Source organism: Pseudomonas sp. S2_B10 (assembly GCF_054668425.1).
Map to the genome: position 1 here is coordinate 5,749,123 of NZ_CP162768.1, position 19,072 is coordinate 5,768,194.

Annotated in this window: 16 protein-coding genes; 8 read left to right on the plus strand and 8 right to left on the minus strand. The window is 59.8% G+C overall.

All coding sequences use genetic code 11. The annotated features are described in order from the left end of the window. The first annotated feature begins 40 nt into the window (after nt 1-40). A complete protein-coding gene (locus tag AB4O45_RS25845) occupies nt 41-169 on the plus strand; it encodes a hypothetical protein (RefSeq protein WP_095179833.1) in 129 nt (42 codons plus the stop codon). Between the two features lie 7 nt (nt 170-176). Here the strand turns inward: AB4O45_RS25845 and AB4O45_RS25850 are convergent, their stop codons facing one another. From AB4O45_RS25850 to AB4O45_RS25870, 5 genes are all read right to left on the minus strand, one after another. Further along, complete coding sequence (locus tag AB4O45_RS25850; RefSeq protein ID WP_460160818.1) at nt 177-1,469, minus strand: MFS transporter; 1,293 nt, start codon at nt 1,467-1,469, stop codon at nt 177-179. Between the two features lie 253 nt (nt 1,470-1,722). Then, nucleotides 1,723-2,874 carry an MFS transporter gene (locus AB4O45_RS25855; RefSeq protein ID WP_252887857.1) on the minus strand — a complete coding sequence of 384 codons (1,152 nt, stop codon included), beginning with the start codon at nt 2,872-2,874 and terminating at the stop codon, nt 1,723-1,725. A gap of 16 nt (nt 2,875-2,890) precedes the next feature. Then, nucleotides 2,891-4,126: an aromatic ring-hydroxylating oxygenase subunit alpha gene (locus AB4O45_RS25860; protein ID WP_305382992.1), complete on the minus strand. Its 1,236-nt coding sequence runs from the start codon at nt 4,124-4,126 to the stop codon at nt 2,891-2,893. Nucleotides 4,127-4,281: 155 nt separating this feature from the next. Further along, the gene (locus AB4O45_RS25865; RefSeq protein WP_460137953.1) at nt 4,282-5,628 is read right to left on the minus strand and encodes an MmgE/PrpD family protein; all 1,347 of its coding nucleotides are present in this window, start codon (nt 5,626-5,628) and stop codon (nt 4,282-4,284) included. A gap of 141 nt (nt 5,629-5,769) precedes the next feature. Beyond that, nucleotides 5,770-6,729, minus strand: a complete 960-nt coding sequence (locus AB4O45_RS25870) for a LysR family transcriptional regulator (RefSeq protein WP_122610472.1) — start codon at nt 6,727-6,729, stop codon at nt 5,770-5,772. A gap of 368 nt (nt 6,730-7,097) precedes the next feature. On the opposite strand from AB4O45_RS25870, the gene AB4O45_RS25875 reads away from it, so the two are divergent. From AB4O45_RS25875 to AB4O45_RS25905, 7 genes are all read left to right on the plus strand, one after another. After that, nucleotides 7,098-8,132, plus strand: coding sequence for a quaternary amine ABC transporter ATP-binding protein (locus AB4O45_RS25875; RefSeq protein WP_252878082.1), 1,035 nt, complete (start codon nt 7,098-7,100; stop codon nt 8,130-8,132). Between the two features lie 51 nt (nt 8,133-8,183). Beyond that, entirely contained in the window at nt 8,184-9,128 is a 945-nt protein-coding gene (gene proW, locus AB4O45_RS25880) for a glycine betaine/L-proline ABC transporter permease ProW (RefSeq protein WP_460160819.1), read from the plus strand. Between the two features lie 50 nt (nt 9,129-9,178). Continuing rightward, a complete protein-coding gene (proX, locus tag AB4O45_RS25885; RefSeq protein WP_252878084.1) occupies nt 9,179-10,189 on the plus strand; it encodes a glycine betaine/L-proline ABC transporter substrate-binding protein ProX in 1,011 nt (336 codons plus the stop codon). Between the two features lie 87 nt (nt 10,190-10,276). Next, on the plus strand, nt 10,277-11,338 hold the full coding sequence (locus AB4O45_RS25890) for a GlxA family transcriptional regulator (RefSeq protein WP_252878085.1): 1,062 nt from the start codon (nt 10,277-10,279) through the stop codon (nt 11,336-11,338). Nucleotides 11,339-11,462: 124 nt separating this feature from the next. Continuing rightward, a complete protein-coding gene (locus AB4O45_RS25895) occupies nt 11,463-12,779 on the plus strand; it encodes an NAD(P)/FAD-dependent oxidoreductase (RefSeq protein WP_252878086.1) in 1,317 nt (438 codons plus the stop codon). Between the two features lie 48 nt (nt 12,780-12,827). Continuing rightward, on the plus strand, nt 12,828-13,730 hold the full coding sequence (locus AB4O45_RS25900) for a dihydrodipicolinate synthase family protein (protein WP_252878087.1): 903 nt from the start codon (nt 12,828-12,830) through the stop codon (nt 13,728-13,730). A 1-nt stretch (nt 13,731) separates the two neighbouring features. After that, on the plus strand, nt 13,732-15,222 hold the full coding sequence (locus tag AB4O45_RS25905; protein WP_423661250.1) for an aldehyde dehydrogenase: 1,491 nt from the start codon (nt 13,732-13,734) through the stop codon (nt 15,220-15,222). Between the two features lie 66 nt (nt 15,223-15,288). On the opposite strand, the gene AB4O45_RS25910 is transcribed toward AB4O45_RS25905, so the two are convergent. From AB4O45_RS25910 to AB4O45_RS25920, 3 genes are all read right to left on the minus strand, one after another. Next, nucleotides 15,289-15,963, minus strand: a complete 675-nt coding sequence (locus AB4O45_RS25910) for a polysaccharide lyase family 7 protein (RefSeq protein WP_460160820.1) — start codon at nt 15,961-15,963, stop codon at nt 15,289-15,291. A 27-nt stretch (nt 15,964-15,990) separates the two neighbouring features. Then, nucleotides 15,991-17,175 carry an MFS transporter gene (locus tag AB4O45_RS25915; protein WP_460160821.1) on the minus strand — a complete coding sequence of 395 codons (1,185 nt, stop codon included), beginning with the start codon at nt 17,173-17,175 and terminating at the stop codon, nt 15,991-15,993. Between the two features lie 408 nt (nt 17,176-17,583). Beyond that, entirely contained in the window at nt 17,584-19,062 is a 1,479-nt protein-coding gene (locus AB4O45_RS25920) for a family 16 glycosylhydrolase (protein ID WP_460160822.1), read from the minus strand. Nucleotides 19,063-19,072 lie beyond the last annotated feature (10 nt).

Below are 19,072 nucleotides of genomic sequence, written 5' to 3' on the forward strand. Positions count from 1 at the left end.
TCGCCGATGCCGAAATAGCATCGACAACGAGGGCAAAGCCATGACTGAAGAAAATACCGAAGTGCCGCAAGAGGTACCGGATCAAACCACCCCGGCGCATTCCACCGAAGAAGAGCGCGAGCGCTTGAAGGACTTCAACAAGGACGGCATCCCGCCGGGCAGTTGCTGATCAGCGGTCACCGTGGCTGCATCACCAGTTCCCCGCTGATCGCATCCATCATCGCCGGATGCTCCTCAGCGGCCACACGCAAATCCTCGGTGACCCGCAACTCCGCACCCGTCGGCGAGTAGGTTGCTGCCGCCGTGAAAGGTGCGGGGTTGGCCGGCACCGGGCGTTTGCCGCGGCGCCAGAAGAAAAAGCTGACCATGCTCAGATTGACCACCGCAAATACCCAGAACAGGCCGTTGGCGCCGAACGAGTTCATCACCGGCGAGATCATCATCGGGCTGATGGCCGAGCCCAGCGAGTTGATCAGCAGCAAACCCTGAATCATCGGCACCAACGCTTCGGCCGGCGCGCGGTCGGCCGCGTGGCTGACGGCAACCGGGTACAGCGCGAAGACGCCGCCACCGAGCAGAAACAGCATCGCCGCGAGCATTGTCGAAGACAGCGGCAGCAGCACAATCACCAGCGATAATGCCGTGCATGCCACCGTCAGAAGCGTCAGCACCTGCAAGCGATCCGTGCGGTCGGACCAGCGTCCGACCGGATACTGCAGCAGCATCGCGCCGAGGATCGTCCAGGCCATCATGCTGCCGACTTCTCCGACGTCCAGACCTCTGCGTTGCAGATACAGCGGCAACAAGGTGTAGATCGCCGCGATGGTCACCCCCGAGCCGAAACAGCCGACCAGCCCGGTCGGCGTCACGCCCAGCAGTTGCCGGGGCTTGAGGGGTTCGACCTGATCGAGCAGCGGCGACACGCGCGGCAGGATCACGATCGGCAGCACCGACAGCGCAGCAAGCATGCCGGCGACCATGAACGGCGCGCTGTCACTCATGCCGGTGATGATCCCGAGCGTCGCCTGGCCCAAAACGCCAGCGCCATAAAGGACGATCATGTACAGCGCGAGCAAGCGCCCGCGAATCTTCTCGTCACCGGCCAGCAGCAGCCAGCTCTCGATCACCAGAAACACACCCACCGTGGCCCAGCCATTGATCAGCCGCAGGACGAGCCAGCCCCAGGTGTCATAGAACAGACCCTGCAACAGGATCGTCACGGCAATCAGCGAGGCGAAGCTGCCGTAGGCGCGTATATGGCCGATGCGCAGAATCAGCCGGTCATTGAACACCGCGCCCAGCGTCAGGCCGATGAAATAGGCCGACGAAACAATTCCGATCATCGTCGCCGAGGCGCCGGCGGCGTCCAGGCGAAGGGTGGTCAGGGAAGACAGAAAACCATTGCCCAGAGCAATAATGAACAGCCCGAGCAGGGGCGCCAGCGCCATGGCCAGCAAACGCGGAGACATAAAAACCTCAAGAAAATCGAACAGCGCAACGTGCGCCACTGCGCGTGCGGTTGCCAGGCTGGAACAGGTGTTGTGCAAATGTCTGCCGATCGGGCAGGGCGGTGGCGTCGGACGACATGGCCAGCCCTGCAAGTTCGCGTCTGTGACCAGACGCGCGCTTGCAAGAGCGCGCGGGATTCTACGGCTTGCGCAGGATTTGCCAATAGCTGACGGCTGCGACGTTAGGACGCAGGCCCGTCAGAGTTCGCCGCGTTCAGGCCTTGAGCAACCTCGCGGCACAGCTGACAAACAACAACAGCACGGCCACGCCACCCAAGGCGATCGTCAACGAGCTGAAATGGGCGATCAGGCCAATGAACGCCGGCCCCATCAGAATCCCCGCATAACCCATGGAAATGATTGCCGGAATAGCGGTGCGCTGCGGCATGCGCTGTTGTCGACCTGCGGCGCTGAACAACACCGGAACGATGTTCGAGCATCCGGCGCCGACCAGCGCATAGCCCAGCAATGACGCCGGCCAGCCATCGAACACCAGCGAAATCAGCATGCCGACTGCCGCGCAGATACCGCCGAGCGTCACTACACGAATGCCGCCCAGTCGGCTGACAATCGCGTCGCCGGTCAGCCGTCCTAGCGTCATGGTTGCGGCGAAACAGGCGTAGCCCAATCCTGCGTAGCTCGATGGCATATCGCGTTGCGAGGCAAGAAACACCGCGCTCCAGTCGAGCATTGCGCCTTCGGTCAGGAACACGATGAAGCAGAGGACACCCAGCAACAGGACGATTGCGCGCGGAACCGCGAAGATCGGGCCGTCGCGCTCGGTACCGTAAGGCAGCAGGTTTGGTGCAGCCTTATATAGCGAGGCGAGAATGATCGCCACCAGGCACAGCACCGATGGCAGCGGATCCAGGCCAATACTGAGCATCGCCGTCATCGCCACGGCACCGGCGATTCCGCCCACGCTATAGAGCCCGTGAAAACCCGATTGCAGGGTTTCGCCGCTGTTCTTTTCGACGATGATCGACTGGATATTGATCGCACAGTCGAGCATGCCCATGCTCGCGCCGAACAACAGCACCGTGAGCGCCAGCCCCGGTAGCCACGTCAACTGGCTCAGCATCGGCAGCACCGCACACAGAGCCAGAGTTGAGGCGATGATCACCGGCCGACAGCCAAAACGCGCGGTCAGGTATCCGGCGAACGGCATGGCCACGATCGAGCCGATGCCAAAGCCCAGCAACAACAGGCCCAGGCCACCTTCGTCCAGCCCGGTGCGCGCTTTTACCAAAGGAACCAGCGGCGCCCAGGCCGACATGACAATGCCGGTGATCAGGAAAACGATCCGCGTGGACGCGCGCTCGCCGTAGTTTTCGCGTATTGCCAGGGATGATGTGCAACCGCTCATGGACGATAAGCGCCGATCAACCAACCGACTTCAACGGAATCGGTCCTTTGAGCCGATCCATCATCGTCACGCAGTACCAGTCATCGAACTGACAAACGCCAGTCTCGGCGGTTTCCGAATACGGGCCGGGTTCGTAGGAGGGCGAGGTCACCCCGCGTTGGGTGCCTTCAACCAGCGTGCGATCCTGATCGTTGGTGGCAATCCACACTTTGGTCAGGCGCTCGATATCGTAGTCAACGCCTTCCACCGCCGTGTCGGGCACCAGCCATTTGGTGGTGACCAATGTTTCAGTGGCGCTGATCGGCAGCACGCGGAAACTCAGCGCATGGTCGCCGAGGAAGTGGTTCCAGGTGGACGGGTAGTGGAAGTACAGCAGCGCGCCGATGTCGGCTTCGGAGGTCTTGTCGAGGCGGCCGTTGACGGCGGGCTTGCCATCCATGGTGTAGCTGACGGCGCCTGATGAAAGCGGGATACGCGTCATGCGGAACTGGCCATTGATGTCCATGACCAGACGGCTTGGCAATCCGGCCTTTTCGCACTTGGCCCAATATGCCGACAGCTCGGGATCGTCTTCGCCGCTGATGCCTCCGACTGAAAGGTTATCGACAAACGAATGCAGCAGTTCTGGGTGTGAGCCGTCGCAGTGGTAGCACTCGCGATTGTTTTCGAAGACCAGTTTCCAGTTGCCTTTCTCGACGATGTTCGACTCGAACGCGACTTTGCAGTTTTCAAGGAAATGCGGCGCGATGAAAGGGCTGACGGCTTTGCGGAAACCTTCAAAGTCGGGTGCCTTGGCGGCAACGCAGACGTAGATGTAGGTGTCGACGATTTCGCAGTGCACGCTTTTCAGGTTGTACTGCGCTTTGTCGAAGTCCTGGCCCATGTTGCCGGCGAACAACAGGTTGCCGTCCAGCTCGTAAGTCCACTTGTGATACGGGCAGACCATCTTCGCCACTTTGCCATGGTCAGCCTCGCAGATTTTCGCGCCACGGTGCCGGCACGCATTGTGGAAGGCCCGAACCTCACCATCCTTGCCGCGAACGACGGCCACCGGATAGTCGCCAATCTGCAACGTGAAATACTGCCCCGGTTTGGTGATTTCAAAGGTGTGGCCGGCGAAGATCCAGTCTCGGTGCCAGATCTGCTCAAGATCCTGACGGTATACGTCCTCACTGCGGTAAAGCGCGCCCGGCAGCGAATGCCACGGTTTGCGTTGTGCGATCAGGTCATAAACGCTTTGCTTGTTGTTCATTGTTATCCTCCCAGGACTTCGATCTTGAGCGGTCACCTTTAACCGTGACTTTCCAAATAAGCGAACGATAAGCCTCAGCCTATCCGGCACAGAACAAACGTCACAACCGACATTTGCTGCGGGCAATTAATGATTCGCGGTTATGAGTGACAGAGTCAGGGTGAAGTCGGCACCGCTTGAAAAACCGCTTGCAGTGCAGTGACGGCGCAGTCGGCTTTAGCGATGTTTCTGATTGCCATCTTCACAGCTGTACTGCGTTCAAGGCCGAGCCACTGAGCGAACAGATCAAACTTTTGCTCCAGCTCTTCAACGCTCAAAGGCGTCTGCGGATCGCCGCGCGCAGCGGTGATCGGGCTCACCAGCACCTCGCCATTCTTCAGAGTAATGCTCAACCGGGAGAGGATTTCCTCGGGGAATCTGGCCGAGATATCGGCGGCTTCGACGATTTCGATGCGGGCGCTGAGGGCCAGAATATCCGGCGCAGTAATCGCCAGACCGGTGACTTCCTCAGGCCCGACCTTGCCCCTGACAACCAGCGCTGCGAGTGGAAACGCCAAGGCGTATTGCGCTTGATCGGCGTTCTTCGGTGAATGTCCCTGCAGGCACATCGATTCATAGAACGTTTCCACACGTATGGTTTCGATCGAATCGGCAGCGAGCAAAGGATGTTGTCGTTGCAGCTCAAGCATTGCGGTCAGCGCTGGTTGCGCCCAGCGGCAGACGGGCCAGGGTTTGAAGTACTGACTGTCGATTTCCCAACGCTGACCGAGGTCGCGCCAATGCTCTGAAACGGCGATGTCTTCGACTGTTTCCGCTGGCGCACCGGTAATGCCTTCCAAGGCCATGAACAAAGCGTTCAGACCGGTGAATGCGCCCGCACCATGAGCATCACGCAGCATCGTCGGCGCTTGCACCACGCGCATCATCGGGCAGCGTGCGCTGAAGTATTCGGCAATGCCCAAGGCGTGGCGGAACGTTGTCTCATCCAGACGCAACAATCGCGCGCCAGCGCAGACCACGCCCAGGGCTGAAAAGCCACCGGAAGCGTGATACGTAGGTGAGGTCGCCATCAATGCCGAACCTGCGCGCAACGCGGTTTCGTAACCAATGCATAAAGCGCTCAGCAGCTCATGCCCGCTGATGGACTGGCCCTGCTGATGCAGTGCATCGGCGAGGGCGAGCAGAACGGGTACCAAGGTCGCCCCTGCGTGGCCCTTGGATTTGAAATGGCCCTCATGGGCGTCGAGGCTGTCGGCGCTGAAGCCGCCGGCCCACGCTGCGCCGAGCACGTTGACGCGCTGCCCGGAGAAAATCAGGCGACTGCTGTAGAGACCGGCCGGATAGTGCCGTTCGGCAAACCGGCGCATCGCGACACTGGTGTCGTTGCTCGCCGCGCCGGCCATGACTCCGATAATGTCGAGCAGACTGTTTTGTACGATCGCGCGGGTTTTCTGCGGAGCGTCGAGAAAATCAAAATCGCGAGTGAATTCGAAGAGTGACATGCAACAAGCCCTTCCTGTGTGTTGAGCGCGACCGTGCTTGGTCGGCGTCGCTCAACAATGGGTCAGGGACGGCAGGCTGCTCCAGCGACATTTTCGTCGCGCTATTGATAACCAAAACGACCGACGCTGGCGCAGAGCAGATCAACGGCGGGGAAACTTCCCCAGAATCCATTCACGGAAGCGCTGCAATTCGTCTTCATTGTCCGAATTTTCGCGGCAGCTCAAATAGTGCCAACTGTTGCGCAGCTGTACCTGCTGCTCAATCGGTCGCACCAGTAAGCCTCGCTGCACCAGCGACGTGACCAGGTGATTCCAGCCCAGAGCGATGCCTTGATGAGTCAGCACCATGCTGATCAGCAGGTTGTAGTCGTTGGCGTTGAAAATCTGTGGACTGTTGGCCGGGCGGTCGTCGATATCGATTGCCTGAAACGCCAGCCACACGCCCCAGTCGACGTGTTCGGCGACTTGCGAACGGCCGTAAGGGCTGAGGTTGAGCAGGGCCGAATCGCGCACGCCCTCGATGGTGGAAATCTCCGGATGCTGCTCCAGATACTGCGGCGTGCACACCGGGTAGATCACGTCGTGGCAAAGCGGATAGCTTCTATAGCCTTCGCGGATGCGCGAAATCTTGGTGATGAAGATGTCCGGCTGCACGCCGGGTTCCATCGTCAGAAAGTTCTGCGTGGTGATCAGGTTCAGTTCAATGTCAGGACACTGAGCGAAGAACTCCTGCAGGTGATCTGATAACCACAGCGCGGAAAAGGCCGGGGAGCAGCAGACGGTCAGCACTTTCTTGCTCGACTGGCTGTTGCGAATCCGTTCGGCGGCCTGGGCGATGTTGACGAACGACAGTTGCGCGGCATCAAAGAACACCGCACCGGCAGCGGTCAGTTCTACCGCACGACCCACCCGGGTAAACAGTTGCGCGCCCAGGTAGCTTTCCAGCTCGCGGATCTGCCGGCTGATCGCCGCTTGCGAAACGCACAACGCCTCGGCGGCACGGGTGAAGCTTTCGTATTTGGCGGCGGCGACAAATGCCTTCACAGCCCTCAAGGACGGCATTTTCAGCAGGATGGTGTCAGGGTCGACATGCTTGGTCATTCGTACACTCTCCTAACGATAAAGCTCCCCAACGAAGCGCGTGGAGGGTAACGGAACGCTCCTCGCAGGGCCACGCCAGCGTCGCTTTGGGAATAGACCCGGTCGCTCATGGTGCGGAGCCGAACGGACAGCCATGCCCGAGCCCGCAACCGATAACCCGACGTTATCAAATTGCCCCTGTAAATGTAGTTGGATTAAGCGCGGTGATGCTAATAGATTTGCAACATCCCTTCTTTCCTGGGCACCCAAAAATAATAAAAGGAAACCGTCGTGAAGACATTTATTCATTACCTCTGCCGTTTAAACACAGTTTCGCTTGATTACTTGCCGTTTAAAGTGATCGAAGTGCGACGCGAAGGAGGCATGGTATGACAAGTTCCGACGAGATCATCTGCGTAAAGAATGTTTTCAAAGTCTTCGGCAGCCAGCCAGTGCTGGCCATGAAGATGATTGAAGAGGGCGCCTCGAAAGCTGAAGTATTCAAAAAGACCGGTCAGGCCATTGGTGTATTCGATGCCAACTTTTCCGTTCGCCGAGGCGAAATCTTTGTGATCATGGGTTTGTCCGGCTCCGGCAAATCGACCATGGTCCGCTTGTTCAACCGGTTGATCGAACCGACCTCCGGCAAGATCTTTCTCAACGGCAAGGAAATTACCGGCCTGGGCGACAAGGATCTGCTGCAAGTGCGGCGCAAGGACATGGGCATGGTCTTCCAGTCGTTCGCCCTGATGCCGCACATGAGCGTCATTGATAACGTCAGTTTCGGTCTGGAAATCAGCGGTGTCAGCGAGAAAGAACGCTACTGCCGGGCCATGGGCGCCCTCGAGCAGGTCGGGCTGTCCGGCCAGGAATTCAGCTTTCCCCATCAACTCTCCGGCGGCATGCAGCAGCGTGTAGGCCTGGCCCGCGCCTTGGCCAACGACCCCGCCATTCTGCTGATGGACGAAGCTTTCTCCGCGCTCGACCCGATGATCCGCAGCGAGATGCAGGGCGAGCTGATCAAACTTCAGGCCGAGCAGGATCGCACGATCATTTTCATCTCCCACGACATTGAAGAAGCGGTGCGCATCGGCCATCGCATCGCGATCATGGAAGGCGGACGCGTGGTGCAGATCGGCACTCCGCGTGAACTGCTGTGCAACCCGGTGAATAAATATGTGCGCGACTTCTTCAATGGTTTCGACACCAGTCGAATATTGAAGGCCGGGGATATCGCCCAGCAGGATTCGAATGTTGTTTATCTGCCGGGCAGTCAAGTAACGATCAAGGCTGAGGCCTCGTTGCGAGACATCTTTCATATTGTTGCCGCGTCGGCAACTCCAATGCCGGTGGTCGATGAAGTTGGACTTTATAAAGGTTCGATTTCCCAAGGACACTTACTGAGCTGCCTAAGTAACAGCTGAACTCCGAACAGTCAGAATTGATAAAGCAGTTTCTGCGGGCGAGGTAGCACCATGTCAGATTTCAATATTCTGGATCCTTTCCAGAGCATCAACATTCCTTTGGGTTCGTGGGTCGAAACCGCGCTTAAATATCTGGTCAGCAACTTTCGTGAAGTGTTCCGCTCGATTCGCTGGCCGGTCGACCAGGTCCTGGACGGCGTGCAGTGGAGCCTGCTGTCGGTACCTCCCACCGTCTTCATCATCATTGCCGGACTGATCAGTTGGCAGATCGGCGGCAAACGAATCGCCATTTTCAGTGTCGCCACGCTCACCGGCCTCGGCCTGATCGGCGTGTGGAACGACGCGATGGTCACCCTGGCTCTGGTGCTGACATCGCTATTGTTCTGCGCGGTCATCGGCATCCCGCTGGGCATCTTATGTGCGCGCAGTGATCGCACCGAAATGATCATCCGCCCGGTTCTCGACGCCATGCAGACGCTGCCGGCATTCGTGTACCTGGTGCCGGTGGTCATGCTGTTCGGCATTGGCAACGTACCCGGGGTGATCGTCACCATCATCTTTTCCGTCGCGCCGCTGGTGCGGCTGACCAACCTCGGCATCCGGCAGGTGCCCGCCGACAAGGTCGAGGCGGCGCGGGCGTTCGGCTGCACGGCCACGCAGATGCTGCTGAAGGTGCAATTGCCGCTGGCGGCGCCAACGATGATGGCCGGGCTCAACCAGACTTTGATGTTGTCGCTGTCGATGGTGGTGGTTGCCTCGATGATCTCGGTGGGTGGTCTCGGTCTGATGGTGTTGAGCGGCATCGGCCGCCTCGACATGGGCCTGGCCAGTGTCGGCGGCGCCGGTCTGGTGTTGCTGGCGGTGTTTCTCGACCGATTGACCCAAGCCATGGGCGAACGCAGCAGCGATCTGGCTACCGGTCAGCGCTGGTACGACACCGGCCCGGTAGGGCTGCTGATGAAACTGAAAAAAAGAAAACCGTTGCACTTCCCGTGACCAACTGAATTTGCCTGCTCACCCATAAACACTTTCAAGCGTGGTGAAACATGAAACTGACAACTTTCAAGAAAGGCCTGATGGCTTCGTTGTTCGGCACTCTGTTGTGCTCGGCAGTCTACGCAGCCGATGCCAACAAACCGGGCGCCGGTGTGTCGATCACGCCGATTTTCCCGAGCATCGCCGAAGAGCGTTTTCGCGGTGAAGTGGTGATCGCCGGCCTCAAGGAATTGGGCTACGAAGTGAAAGCGCCCAAAGAGGTCGACTACCCGGCGATGTTTCTCGCGCTGTCCTACGGCGATGCGGATTTCACCGTGCATGAATGGGAAATCCTGCACCAGGCATTTTATGAAAAGGCGGGCGGCGATGACGTGATGGTCAAGGTCGGGCAGGTCATGAAAGGCGTGCTGCAGGGCTACATGATCGACAAGAAAACCGCCGAGGCTTACCAGATCAAGGACCTGTCCGATCTGAAAAAGCCGGAGATCGCCAAACTGTTCGACAGCAACGGCGATGGCAAGGCCGACCTGACCGGCTGCAACCCGGGCTGGGGCTGCGAAATCATGATCGAACATCACATGAAGGCCTATGGTCTCGGTCCGACCGTGGTGGATAACCGCGGCTCGTATTTCGCCTTGATGGCCGACACCATCGCGCGCTTTCAACAGGGTAAACCAGTGCTGTTCTTCACTTGGGTACCCCAGTGGATTGCCGGCGTGCTGGTGGAAGGACGCGATGTGGTCTGGTTGCCAGTGCCGTTCACCTCGCTGCCAGACGGCAAGGAAAGCAAAGACACCTTCCATGACGGCAAGAACCTCGGTTTCCCGGTAGACACAGTCAATGCCGTGATGAACAAGGAATTCGCCGAGAAGAACCCGGTGGCGCGCAAATTCCTCTCCGAGGTCAGCATTCCGCCCAGCGCGGAAAGCGAACAGAACCTGCGCATGCAAAAGGGTGAAAAATCCCTCGCCGACATCAAGCGTCACGCCGCTGAATGGATCAAGGCCAATCAGCAGGCTTATGACGGTTGGTTGAGTGACGCACGCGCGGCGGCGAACTAATCGGTTCGACCGCGCTTGGCGGCGGCTCAGCCCGTCGCCAACGTTGCGATCGCAGGTGTCAGTGAACGGCGAGTGAGTGAGGCGAAGATGGAAACCTTTCAGAGTCCGTTGAAGCAGCAGAACATCGGCTTTCGCCAGTCCGCGTCGGTGGCCGGACAGGCCCGAGTGGTGCGAGTGGCCTTCGTATTACTTGAGAATTTCTCCCTGACGACCCTGTCCACGGCGATGGACGCGCTGGTTACCGGCAACCTCATCAATGGCGAAACGCTGTACACCGTCTCGACCTGGTCGCTCAAGGGCGGACGTGTCGAAAGCGATATTGGCGTGCCGGTCGATTCGCAACGACTGGTCGCAGAGGGCTTCAACCATGACGCGCTGATTGTGATCGGCGGTCAGCGCGTCCGCTTGGCGCCGCAACCGCTGCTGCGCCGAGTGCTGAAGAAAACCGCTGGCAAGGGCATTGTTGCCGGGTGCTGGAATGCAGCGTTCTACCTGGCTGATGCGGGATTGCTCGGCGCTGAGGAATTCGCCTGTCACCGCGACAGCTGCGGTTTGCTCAGCGAGTACTTCCCACAGTTGAAAGCCTCCAGCCGTGAATTCATCGTCGCTCAGCGCCGAGCCACTTGTGCCAACGCTCATGCGGCACTGGATATGACCCTGGCGATCATGCAAGGACTGGGTTCGCACAACGATGTGGCGCTGCTCGATGAAATCAGACGGGTCCATCAGCCGGCACAGGGCAAACCTGCGGGAGCTGCCGACGGTGTTCGGCCTGCAGCGATTCCCAAGCCGCTGAACATCGCCATCGACCTGATGGAAAACAACATCGAGGAACCGATGGAAATCGATGCCATCGCCAGTCACGTCGGAGTGTCGCGCCGACAATTGGAACGCCGGTTCGCGCGCTATTTGAACGCTGCGCCCAATCGCTATTACCTGGAGTTGCGCCTGACCCGCGCACGGCAATTGATCGTGCAAAGTGATCGCTCGATGACAGACGTGGCACTGGCGACCGGATTTGTCAGTTATCCGCACTTCTACAAGCGCTTCAAGGATCTGTTCGGCTTACCGCCGATGACGTTCAGGGATTACCACTACGCTAGCGACTCTGCCAGCCACGGGCGCTATGCCTTAGCCGCCAGCTACTGAATCAGCCGCGCGAACTGACGGTTTGCGCCAGTCACGGTTTTACCAGTTTCCGATCAACGCCACTGCGTGCGTTCGCTTTGTGCCGCGTGCGTTTTGCAACTTCAACGATTAACGGTTCAACACTATGAAAGTCAGTTCATTACCCGCCGATGATGACAGTTGTGGCTGGTTTCATCTGAGCAAACCGCGTAGCCCCGAGCCTGCGCACCGTGGGCAGCGCTCGGCGCGGTGGGTGATCATCGGCGCCGGTTTCACCGGACTCGCCTGTGCGCGGCAACTGGCGTTGAATTTTCCCGATGACGAAGTAGTACTGGTCGAAGCACAGGAAGTTGGATTAGGGCCATCGGGGCGCAATGCCGGTTTTGCCATTGACCTGCCGCACGATATCGGCGCCGATGATTACATCGGTGACATTGCACTGGCGCGCACCAGTCTGAAACTCAATCTGGCCGGGCAGTCGATCCTGCGTGATCTGGTCGATCAGTACCGCATCGACTGTCAGATGAAGGCGTGCGGCAAATATCAGGCTGCCGTGGAGAATCGCGGTATCGCCGTGCTCGATGCCTATCGTCGCGGTCTGGAGAAACTCGATCAGCCGTTTCAAATGATCGACGCCGATGAGTTGCCTGAACATCTGGGCACGCATTTCTACCGCAAGGCATTGTTCACGCCGGGCGCGGTGTTGCTGCAGCCATCCGGGCTGGTCAAGGGCCTGGCCGACAATCTGCCTGCCAACGTCACGCTGTATGAGCGCACGCCGATTCTCGAAGTCGAGTACGGCGCCAGGACGGTTCTTAAACATGCCCACGGCAGCATCACGGCCGACAAACTGATTCTGGCGAACAATTCCTTCGGAATGCGTTTCGGTTTCCTCCAAGGGCGCATGTTGCCGATCTACACCTACGCCAGCATCACCCGGCCGCTGACCGAGGAAGAGCAGACGCGCTTGGGTGGCAAACCGTTCTGGGGCGCCATTCCCGCTGATCCGTTCGGCACCACGGTGCGCCGCACGCCGGACAACCGCTTGCTGATCCGCAACAGCTTCACCTTTAACCCCGATGGCCGCAGCAACCGCAAATACAACGAGCGTTTCGTGCGCCGGCACAAGGCGTCGTTCGACCAGCGTTTCCCGATGCTGCCCAACGTCACGTTCGACTACACCTGGGGCGGCGCGCTGGCGATGTCGCGCAATCACAACGGCTTTTTCGGTGAGCTGGCGCCCAACGTCTACGGCGCGCTGGGCTGCAACGGCCTCGGTGTCACTCGCGGCACTGTCACTGGAAAGTTGCTGGCCGACTGGCTGGCAGGCCAACGCGACGGGCTGATCGATTTCCTCCTGCAAACCCCCGGTCCCAACAGCAACCCGCCAGAACCGTTCCTATCGCTGGGGGTGAACATGAACCTCAAGTGGGGGCAGTACCGCGCCGGCAGAGAAAGCTGAATTACCTGAAGCCCGAAATCCTGAATATTGAACCCTGGAGAAAACGCGATGAACTTTGATGGAATCTTTACCCCGGCCATTACCCCGTTGTCCGCCGATGGCCAGATCGACTATGCGGCGTTCTCCGAAGTAATCGAATACCTGATCGAGTCCGGGGTGCACGGCATCGTGATCGGCGGTTCGACCGGCGAGTATTACGCGCACACCGCGGAGGAGCGGGTCGCCGTGGCCCAGCGCGCGAAAGAGGTGATTCGCGGGCGCTTGCCACTGGTGGTTGGCACTGGCGGCATTCGTACCGAAGATTCGGTGTACTTCGCCGAGAAGGCCAAGGCACTGCAAGCAGACGCGATTCTGGTCGGCTCGCCGCCGTATGCCTTGCCGACGCAGAAAGAGATTGCCGCCCATGTGCTCGCAGTGGACAAGGCCGCCGGTCTGCCGATCATGCTTTACAACTATCCGTCGCGGATGGGCGTAGCGATGGGCGATGAATTCTTCGCTGCCATTGCCGATTGCAAGAACATCGCCGCGATCAAGGAAAGTTCGGGCGAGACCGCACGGCTGCATCGTCTGGCTCACTCGCACCCGCAGATCCAGTTGTCCTGCGGCTGGGATGATCAGGCGCTGGAGTTCTTTGCCTGGGGCGCACGCAGCTGGGTCTGCGCTGGTTCCAACTTCATCCCGCGTGAACACATTGCGCTGTACGAAGCCTGCGTACTGGAAAAGAACTTCGACAAGGGCCGGCGGATCATGTCGGCGATGTTGCCGCTCATGGACGTCCTCGAGAGCGGCAAGTTCGTGCAGTCGATCAAGCATGGCAGCGAACTCAGCGGCCTGCGTGCCGGCGGTGTACGCGCACCTTTGCAAGCGCTGGAGCCCGCCGAGAGAGAGCAACTGAAAAACGTCATCGAAACCCTGCAGAAGAACGTCGCGCGCATTGTCGAGGAGGCTTGAAATGGCAGATCTGCTGAGTAAAGAGCAATACCGTGAACTGGCGGGGCAGCTGGAATTTCGCCATCAGGCTTTTATCAATGGGCGTTTTTGTCCGGCAAAGTCCGGCAAGACGTTCACCACGACCAATCCCGCCACCGAGCAGGTGCTGACCGAGATTGCCGCGTGTGATGCCGACGATATCGACCAGGCCGTTGCAGCAGCGAAAGCAGCGTTTGATGACGGCCGCTGGCAGTCACTCGCACCGTCGGCGCGCAAGTCGCTGTTGCTGCGCTTTGCCCAATTGCTGGAAGACAACGCTCATGAACTGGCGGTGCTGGAAAGCCTGGACAGTGGCAAGCCAATTCGTGAGTGCCAGACCATCGACGTGCCGGAAACCATCCATACCCTGCGCTGGCACGCCGAGCTGATCGACAAGATTTACGACGCCACGGCGCCGGTCGGTTCCGGCGCGGTGACCATGGTCGTGCGCGAGCCGATCGGCGTGGTCGGGCTGGTGTTGCCATGGAATTTCCCGCTGCTGATGCTCGCCTGGAAGATCGGCCCGTCACTGGCCGCAGGCTGTTCGATCGTGGTCAAACCGGCCAAGGAAACCACCCTGAGCACCTTGCGTGTCGCCGAACTGGCGCATCAGGCGGGTATTCCTGCCGGTGTGTTCAACGTCGTGCCCGGCGGCGGCAAGGAGGCGGGCGAGCCGCTGGGGCGTCATCCCGATGTGGCAATGGTCAGCTTCACCGGCTCGACCGACACCGGCCGGCTGTTCCTCAAATACTCCAGCGAATCCAACCTGAAACGCATCGTGCTCGAGTGCGGCGGCAAGAATCCGGCGGTGGTCATGAACGATGTCGAAGACATCGATGTGGTCGCGCAGCATGTGGTCAATGGCGCGTTCTGGAACATGGGCGAGAACTGCTCAGCCTCATCGCGCCTGATCGTCCACGCCGACATCAAGGACGAACTCTTGCAGCGCGTTCAGGCGCAGCTCGGCGACTGGAAAATGGGTGACCCGCTGGACCCGGAGAACCGTTTGGGCTCGATGATCAGCAAGGCGCATTTCGACAAGGTGCGTTTGTATCTCGATATCGCCCGCGACGAGCATCTCAGCTTTTTGGTGGGCGGCCAGACTCGCCACGATATCTTCGTCGAGCCGACCATCGTCGATGGCGTAAACCCCGACAGTCGCCTGTTCCAAGAGGAGATCTTCGGCCCGGTGCTGAGCGTCACCACCTTTCACACGGTCGATGAAGCCATCGCTCTGGCCAACGACACTGCCTATGGACTGGCCGCTTCGGCGTACACCGGCAACCTGCGCAATGCGCTGAAACTGTCACGCGGCATTCGCGCGGGGATCGTCACGGTCAACTGCTTCGGCGAGGGCGATGCCTCGACGCCATTCGGCGGTTACAAGGAGTCGGGATTCGGCGGGCGCGACAAGTCGATTTGGGCGCACGACCAATACACTGAACTGAAAACCATCTGGATCGACGCGTCGTAATTGGCGTCTGGACCTACACAAGGGCCTGCCAGCGAAAGCTACGCAGGCCCTTGTGCGTATGCGCCCCTAAGTATGCGAAATCAACAAGTCACTGATGATGCAGATCGAGCCATCCTCAGGCGGCGTGGCGTTGGTGTAGTCGATCTGGTTGTAGACCCCGCCGTGGAAATTGAACACCTGCGAATTCCAGGTTGAGTCGAGCTGCAAATCACCTGATGTTCCGACAACGCCGTTGTAGTCGACGGTGACGCGGGCCACGCCGGCAGAGTTGGCGCGAATGGTCACCTTGAATTTCGCGCCCAGCGGTACGCCCTTGAGCACCGTGGTGTTGACCGGGGTGGGCTGGTTGAAACTCTGGCGGAAGCCCATGGTGATGTTGCCTTTCTGCCAGAACACCTTGATGGCGGGGCTGTCGTCGTTTTTCACATGCATCTGCGAAATAACGACTTTCTGCGCCGAGTTGACCTTGGTCACGGCCATTTCTTGATAGTTGAGGTGGTCAGCGGCGCTGGCCAGCGACCAATAGAAGGATTCTTTCCATTCGCAGCGGGTGCGGTGGGTGCTCTTGCTTGAGGCGCCTTTGGTCGGCGCGGACAGTTGCAGCGATCCGTCCGGCAGCACGGTGACGATGCTGGGAAATTGCGCAATGGCTTCGGCGCCGTTGAGCTCCAGTGCGACTGGATTGGTCGCCGAGACGGGTACCGGAGTGGAGAGGGTGAGATTGCTGATGTTTACGGCCATGGTTTGTACTCCTGACGATAAAAATCATTAGCGACCCAAGCCTTCGGTGGATTGGCACATCTGTCTGCGCGGACTTTCACCATCTCTTGGGCACAGCACCATGGCGGCGCAAGCGGCCGCCGCGAAAACACAAAGGGCAACGATCACACCGGCAGCCTCCAGCACCGCGCCGAAAACCGGCGTGCCAGCGGTCTGACCGAGCGCCAGAAGCAGAAACGGAATGCCCAGTCCCAGGTCCGGGCGGTCCGGCAACAAACGAATGCCTTGCAGCAGATAAACGCCTGAAGAAACGATGTAGGCCGCGCCAAACAGACACATCGCGGCGAGGCCCGATCCGGCTGAAACTGATGCGCCAGTGAGGCCCAACGTCCCGAGGGCGATCCCGGCAAGCGCCAGATGCTGCATGCGTGCGACACCGAAGCGGCCGGTGAGCACACCGGTCATGCAGCCGCTGATTCCCGCAGCGCCCAATACGATCCACGCCCACGCAATGCCCTGATTGGAGAAACCAGCCTCACTGCGCAAAATATCGGCGCCGAATGTCCAGATCGCCGTGCTCGCCAGGCCCATCAGGAAAGCACTGGCGCACAAAGGCAGTACGCCGGGTCGACGCAGCATTGCCAGCGAGAAGCTCTGCGCGACGTCACGCTCGACCCGGCGCGGTACCGCAAACCAGAGCCAGATCGTGACGCCGATGCCGGTCAAGGCAAACAGGGCATACAGCTGGCGCCATTGCCCGGCCGCCAATATCGCCGCAAAACCGGAAAAAACGATTCCCGCCGCTGTCCCGGCATTGATAAAACCATTGGCCCGCGGGCGATCCGCATCATCAAGACGCGCTGCCACCGCGCTGGCCAATGGCGGCGAAGTCAGACCCGTGCTCAATCCCGCCAGCGCCACACCACAGCCCAACGTCAGCCCCGACGAGGCCACAACCACCAGGCCCATCCCCAGCGTGGCCGCTGCACCGGCCATCACCGTCAACCCGCGCGGACTGATTTTGCCATTGCAGACAAACGTCGCAACGATGCCCACACAGTAAGCGGCGAACGCACTGCCACCAATCCATCCCGCAGCGGTCACGCTGAGCGTCAGATCCTGACGAATCTGCGGCAGCAGCAATCCGTAAGCGAAGCGCGCGAGGCCATAGGACAACGCCGTCAGCGCGAACGCTGCCGCGACAAGATTGAGGCTGCGCCGGTCAAGACTCACGGTGAAATCGGATTGCTGGCAGGAAAGGTTGTCTCGACCGCATGCTCCGGCCTGAACCTGGTGCGGTCGGAGTTGGAGGGATCATTAGCCATGAGTGTCCCTGAGGATGTCTGTTGCTGGAGTGGTTACCGATTCTGATAACGGACTTGCACTGGGGTTTGATGATTTTCCAACACAGCCGATGGATGGTAGAGCAAAGGGCGAGGGCAGCTCTCGGTTGGCTTGGCGCACGTCAACCTTTGCGAGCAGGATCGAGGGGTTTTTGCGGGTATCGAGGGGCGGGGGATGGCGCTTGGAGGGGGGCGAGTTAGTGCAGGACGGCACGCCGGAAGAACTGCGCGAGCGTCAGGGAGGTTTCCGCACGCTGTGGCGGATGCAAGCGAAGGTCCAAACCCGTTGAACACAGCACTACTGCGGCGAGCGGGTCCAGACCCTGACGTAATCGATGCGAAACACCGACGGCAGGTCAGCATCGTCGACCACCCCGAACCAGTCCCACATCGCTTCGCTGTCGAAGACGATTTGCATCGGGAAATGCCAGTAGCTGTTCTTTGCTTCCCGGACGAGTACGCCGTCGACGTACCAGCGCAAGGTCTCGGGTTGCCAGTCGAAACCGTAGACATGAAAGGTACTGGCCAGCCGCCAAGGGGCATTCCACGTGCTGCCGGAACTCAGGTGTTGATCATTCTGCGGTCTGGCCCAGACATGGGCGTTCATGTTGTACCGGCGGTCGAACGCTTCGTCGCGGGTTTTGCCGCCGATTTCGAATATGTCGATTTCCGTGGCGTTGTCCGGCAGCCCGGTCCACGCCAGCCAGAACGCACTGGAGCCGGCAGAGTTCATCGGCTTCGCCCGGGCTTCGTAATAGCCGTACATGCCCCGTTCGTTGGTGCGCACCATCGCCGAGCTGTAGTCCTTGTAGCCCAGGGCGACGTATTTTTCCGGGAGGGTCTGTTTGCGGAAGGTGATGTTCAGATTACCGCTGCCGACCTTGGCGTTCTCCGGCAAAAACAGCGCCGGTTTGCGCCCGAGGGAATCGGTGCCGGTGGCGTTGTTGACGTGCCAGCGTTCGGCATCGAGGGCGCTGCCGTTGAATTCGTCTGACAGCCGCGTATCGCGTGTCCAACCGCCGGCATTGGCCTGGTCCGATAACGGCAGATCGGGCGTAACGTGCGTCGGGGTCGGTCCTAGCGGACCGACGCGGGTCCACGCGTCGACCTGTTGCGGCATGGCGACCGCCCATTTCTGCGCCAGATACTCGAACACATTGCGGCGTTCGTCCTGGCTGCTGAATGGGCGGTCATAAACCAGCACCTCGGCGATGTCGCCTCGCAGAATCTCCGAGGTGCCCACCACATTGCGCGCCACCGCGAACGGGCCGATCGGCACGTCACTGGTTTCCAGCAAGGCCAGGGCTGGCTCGTAGGCGCTGGTCTGCTGCACGCTGATGCCGAAATTCGGCGCGACGTTGTCGTTGTCCGCCAGTTGCGGCCGCGAGCTGAACAGTCGCTGCCAGGCCTTGCCGCCGGCCTGCTCGGGCAGACGCCGCGAGACGATAAAGACTGTCACCGGGCCTTTGCTTGTGCGGATCGCCTGGCCCATGAACGCCGCCGTGCCGCTGAAACGCACCACGCCGTGGCCGTTGAGGGCGTTGTCGACGCGCGTGGGCAATGTCGTCGCCGCGCGATTGTCGACGACGACGTCATTGCCCTTGCCGGATTTATCCAGCCAGCGCACGACCTGGTTTTGCCCCTCCAGAGTCATCGAGGCGGGATCATTGCCGTCCAGCCACAGCACCAGTCCGTCAGCCACCGGTCGTGGAATATTGGCGTTGGCGCCAGCGCTCAGCAGCAGCAAAACCAACAGCAAGCAGCGTGATCTGTTCATGAGTCGTCCC

Excerpts from the sequence above, each read along its gene's own strand:
- AB4O45_RS25875 (WP_252878082.1), top strand. The coding sequence starts at position 7,098 with ATGACAAGTTCCGACGAGATCATCTGCGTAAAGAATGTTTTCAAAGTC.
- AB4O45_RS25910 (WP_460160820.1), bottom strand. The coding sequence starts at position 15,963 with ATGGCCGTAAACATCAGCAATCTCACCCTCTCCACTCCGGTACCCGTC.
- AB4O45_RS25905 (WP_423661250.1), top strand. The coding sequence starts at position 13,732 with ATGGCAGATCTGCTGAGTAAAGAGCAATACCGTGAACTGGCGGGGCAG.
- proX (WP_252878084.1), top strand. The coding sequence starts at position 9,179 with ATGAAACTGACAACTTTCAAGAAAGGCCTGATGGCTTCGTTGTTCGGC.
- AB4O45_RS25845 (WP_095179833.1), top strand. The coding sequence starts at position 41 with ATGACTGAAGAAAATACCGAAGTGCCGCAAGAGGTACCGGATCAAACC.
- AB4O45_RS25850 (WP_460160818.1), bottom strand. The coding sequence starts at position 1,469 with ATGTCTCCGCGTTTGCTGGCCATGGCGCTGGCGCCCCTGCTCGGGCTG.
- AB4O45_RS25855 (WP_252887857.1), bottom strand. The coding sequence starts at position 2,874 with ATGAGCGGTTGCACATCATCCCTGGCAATACGCGAAAACTACGGCGAG.
- AB4O45_RS25900 (WP_252878087.1), top strand. The coding sequence starts at position 12,828 with ATGAACTTTGATGGAATCTTTACCCCGGCCATTACCCCGTTGTCCGCC.
- AB4O45_RS25895 (WP_252878086.1), top strand. The coding sequence starts at position 11,463 with ATGAAAGTCAGTTCATTACCCGCCGATGATGACAGTTGTGGCTGGTTT.
- AB4O45_RS25860 (WP_305382992.1), bottom strand. The coding sequence starts at position 4,126 with ATGAACAACAAGCAAAGCGTTTATGACCTGATCGCACAACGCAAACCG.
- AB4O45_RS25890 (WP_252878085.1), top strand. The coding sequence starts at position 10,277 with ATGGAAACCTTTCAGAGTCCGTTGAAGCAGCAGAACATCGGCTTTCGC.
- AB4O45_RS25870 (WP_122610472.1), bottom strand. The coding sequence starts at position 6,729 with ATGACCAAGCATGTCGACCCTGACACCATCCTGCTGAAAATGCCGTCC.
- AB4O45_RS25920 (WP_460160822.1), bottom strand. The coding sequence starts at position 19,062 with ATGAACAGATCACGCTGCTTGCTGTTGGTTTTGCTGCTGCTGAGCGCT.
- proW (WP_460160819.1), top strand. The coding sequence starts at position 8,184 with ATGTCAGATTTCAATATTCTGGATCCTTTCCAGAGCATCAACATTCCT.
- AB4O45_RS25865 (WP_460137953.1), bottom strand. The coding sequence starts at position 5,628 with ATGTCACTCTTCGAATTCACTCGCGATTTTGATTTTCTCGACGCTCCG.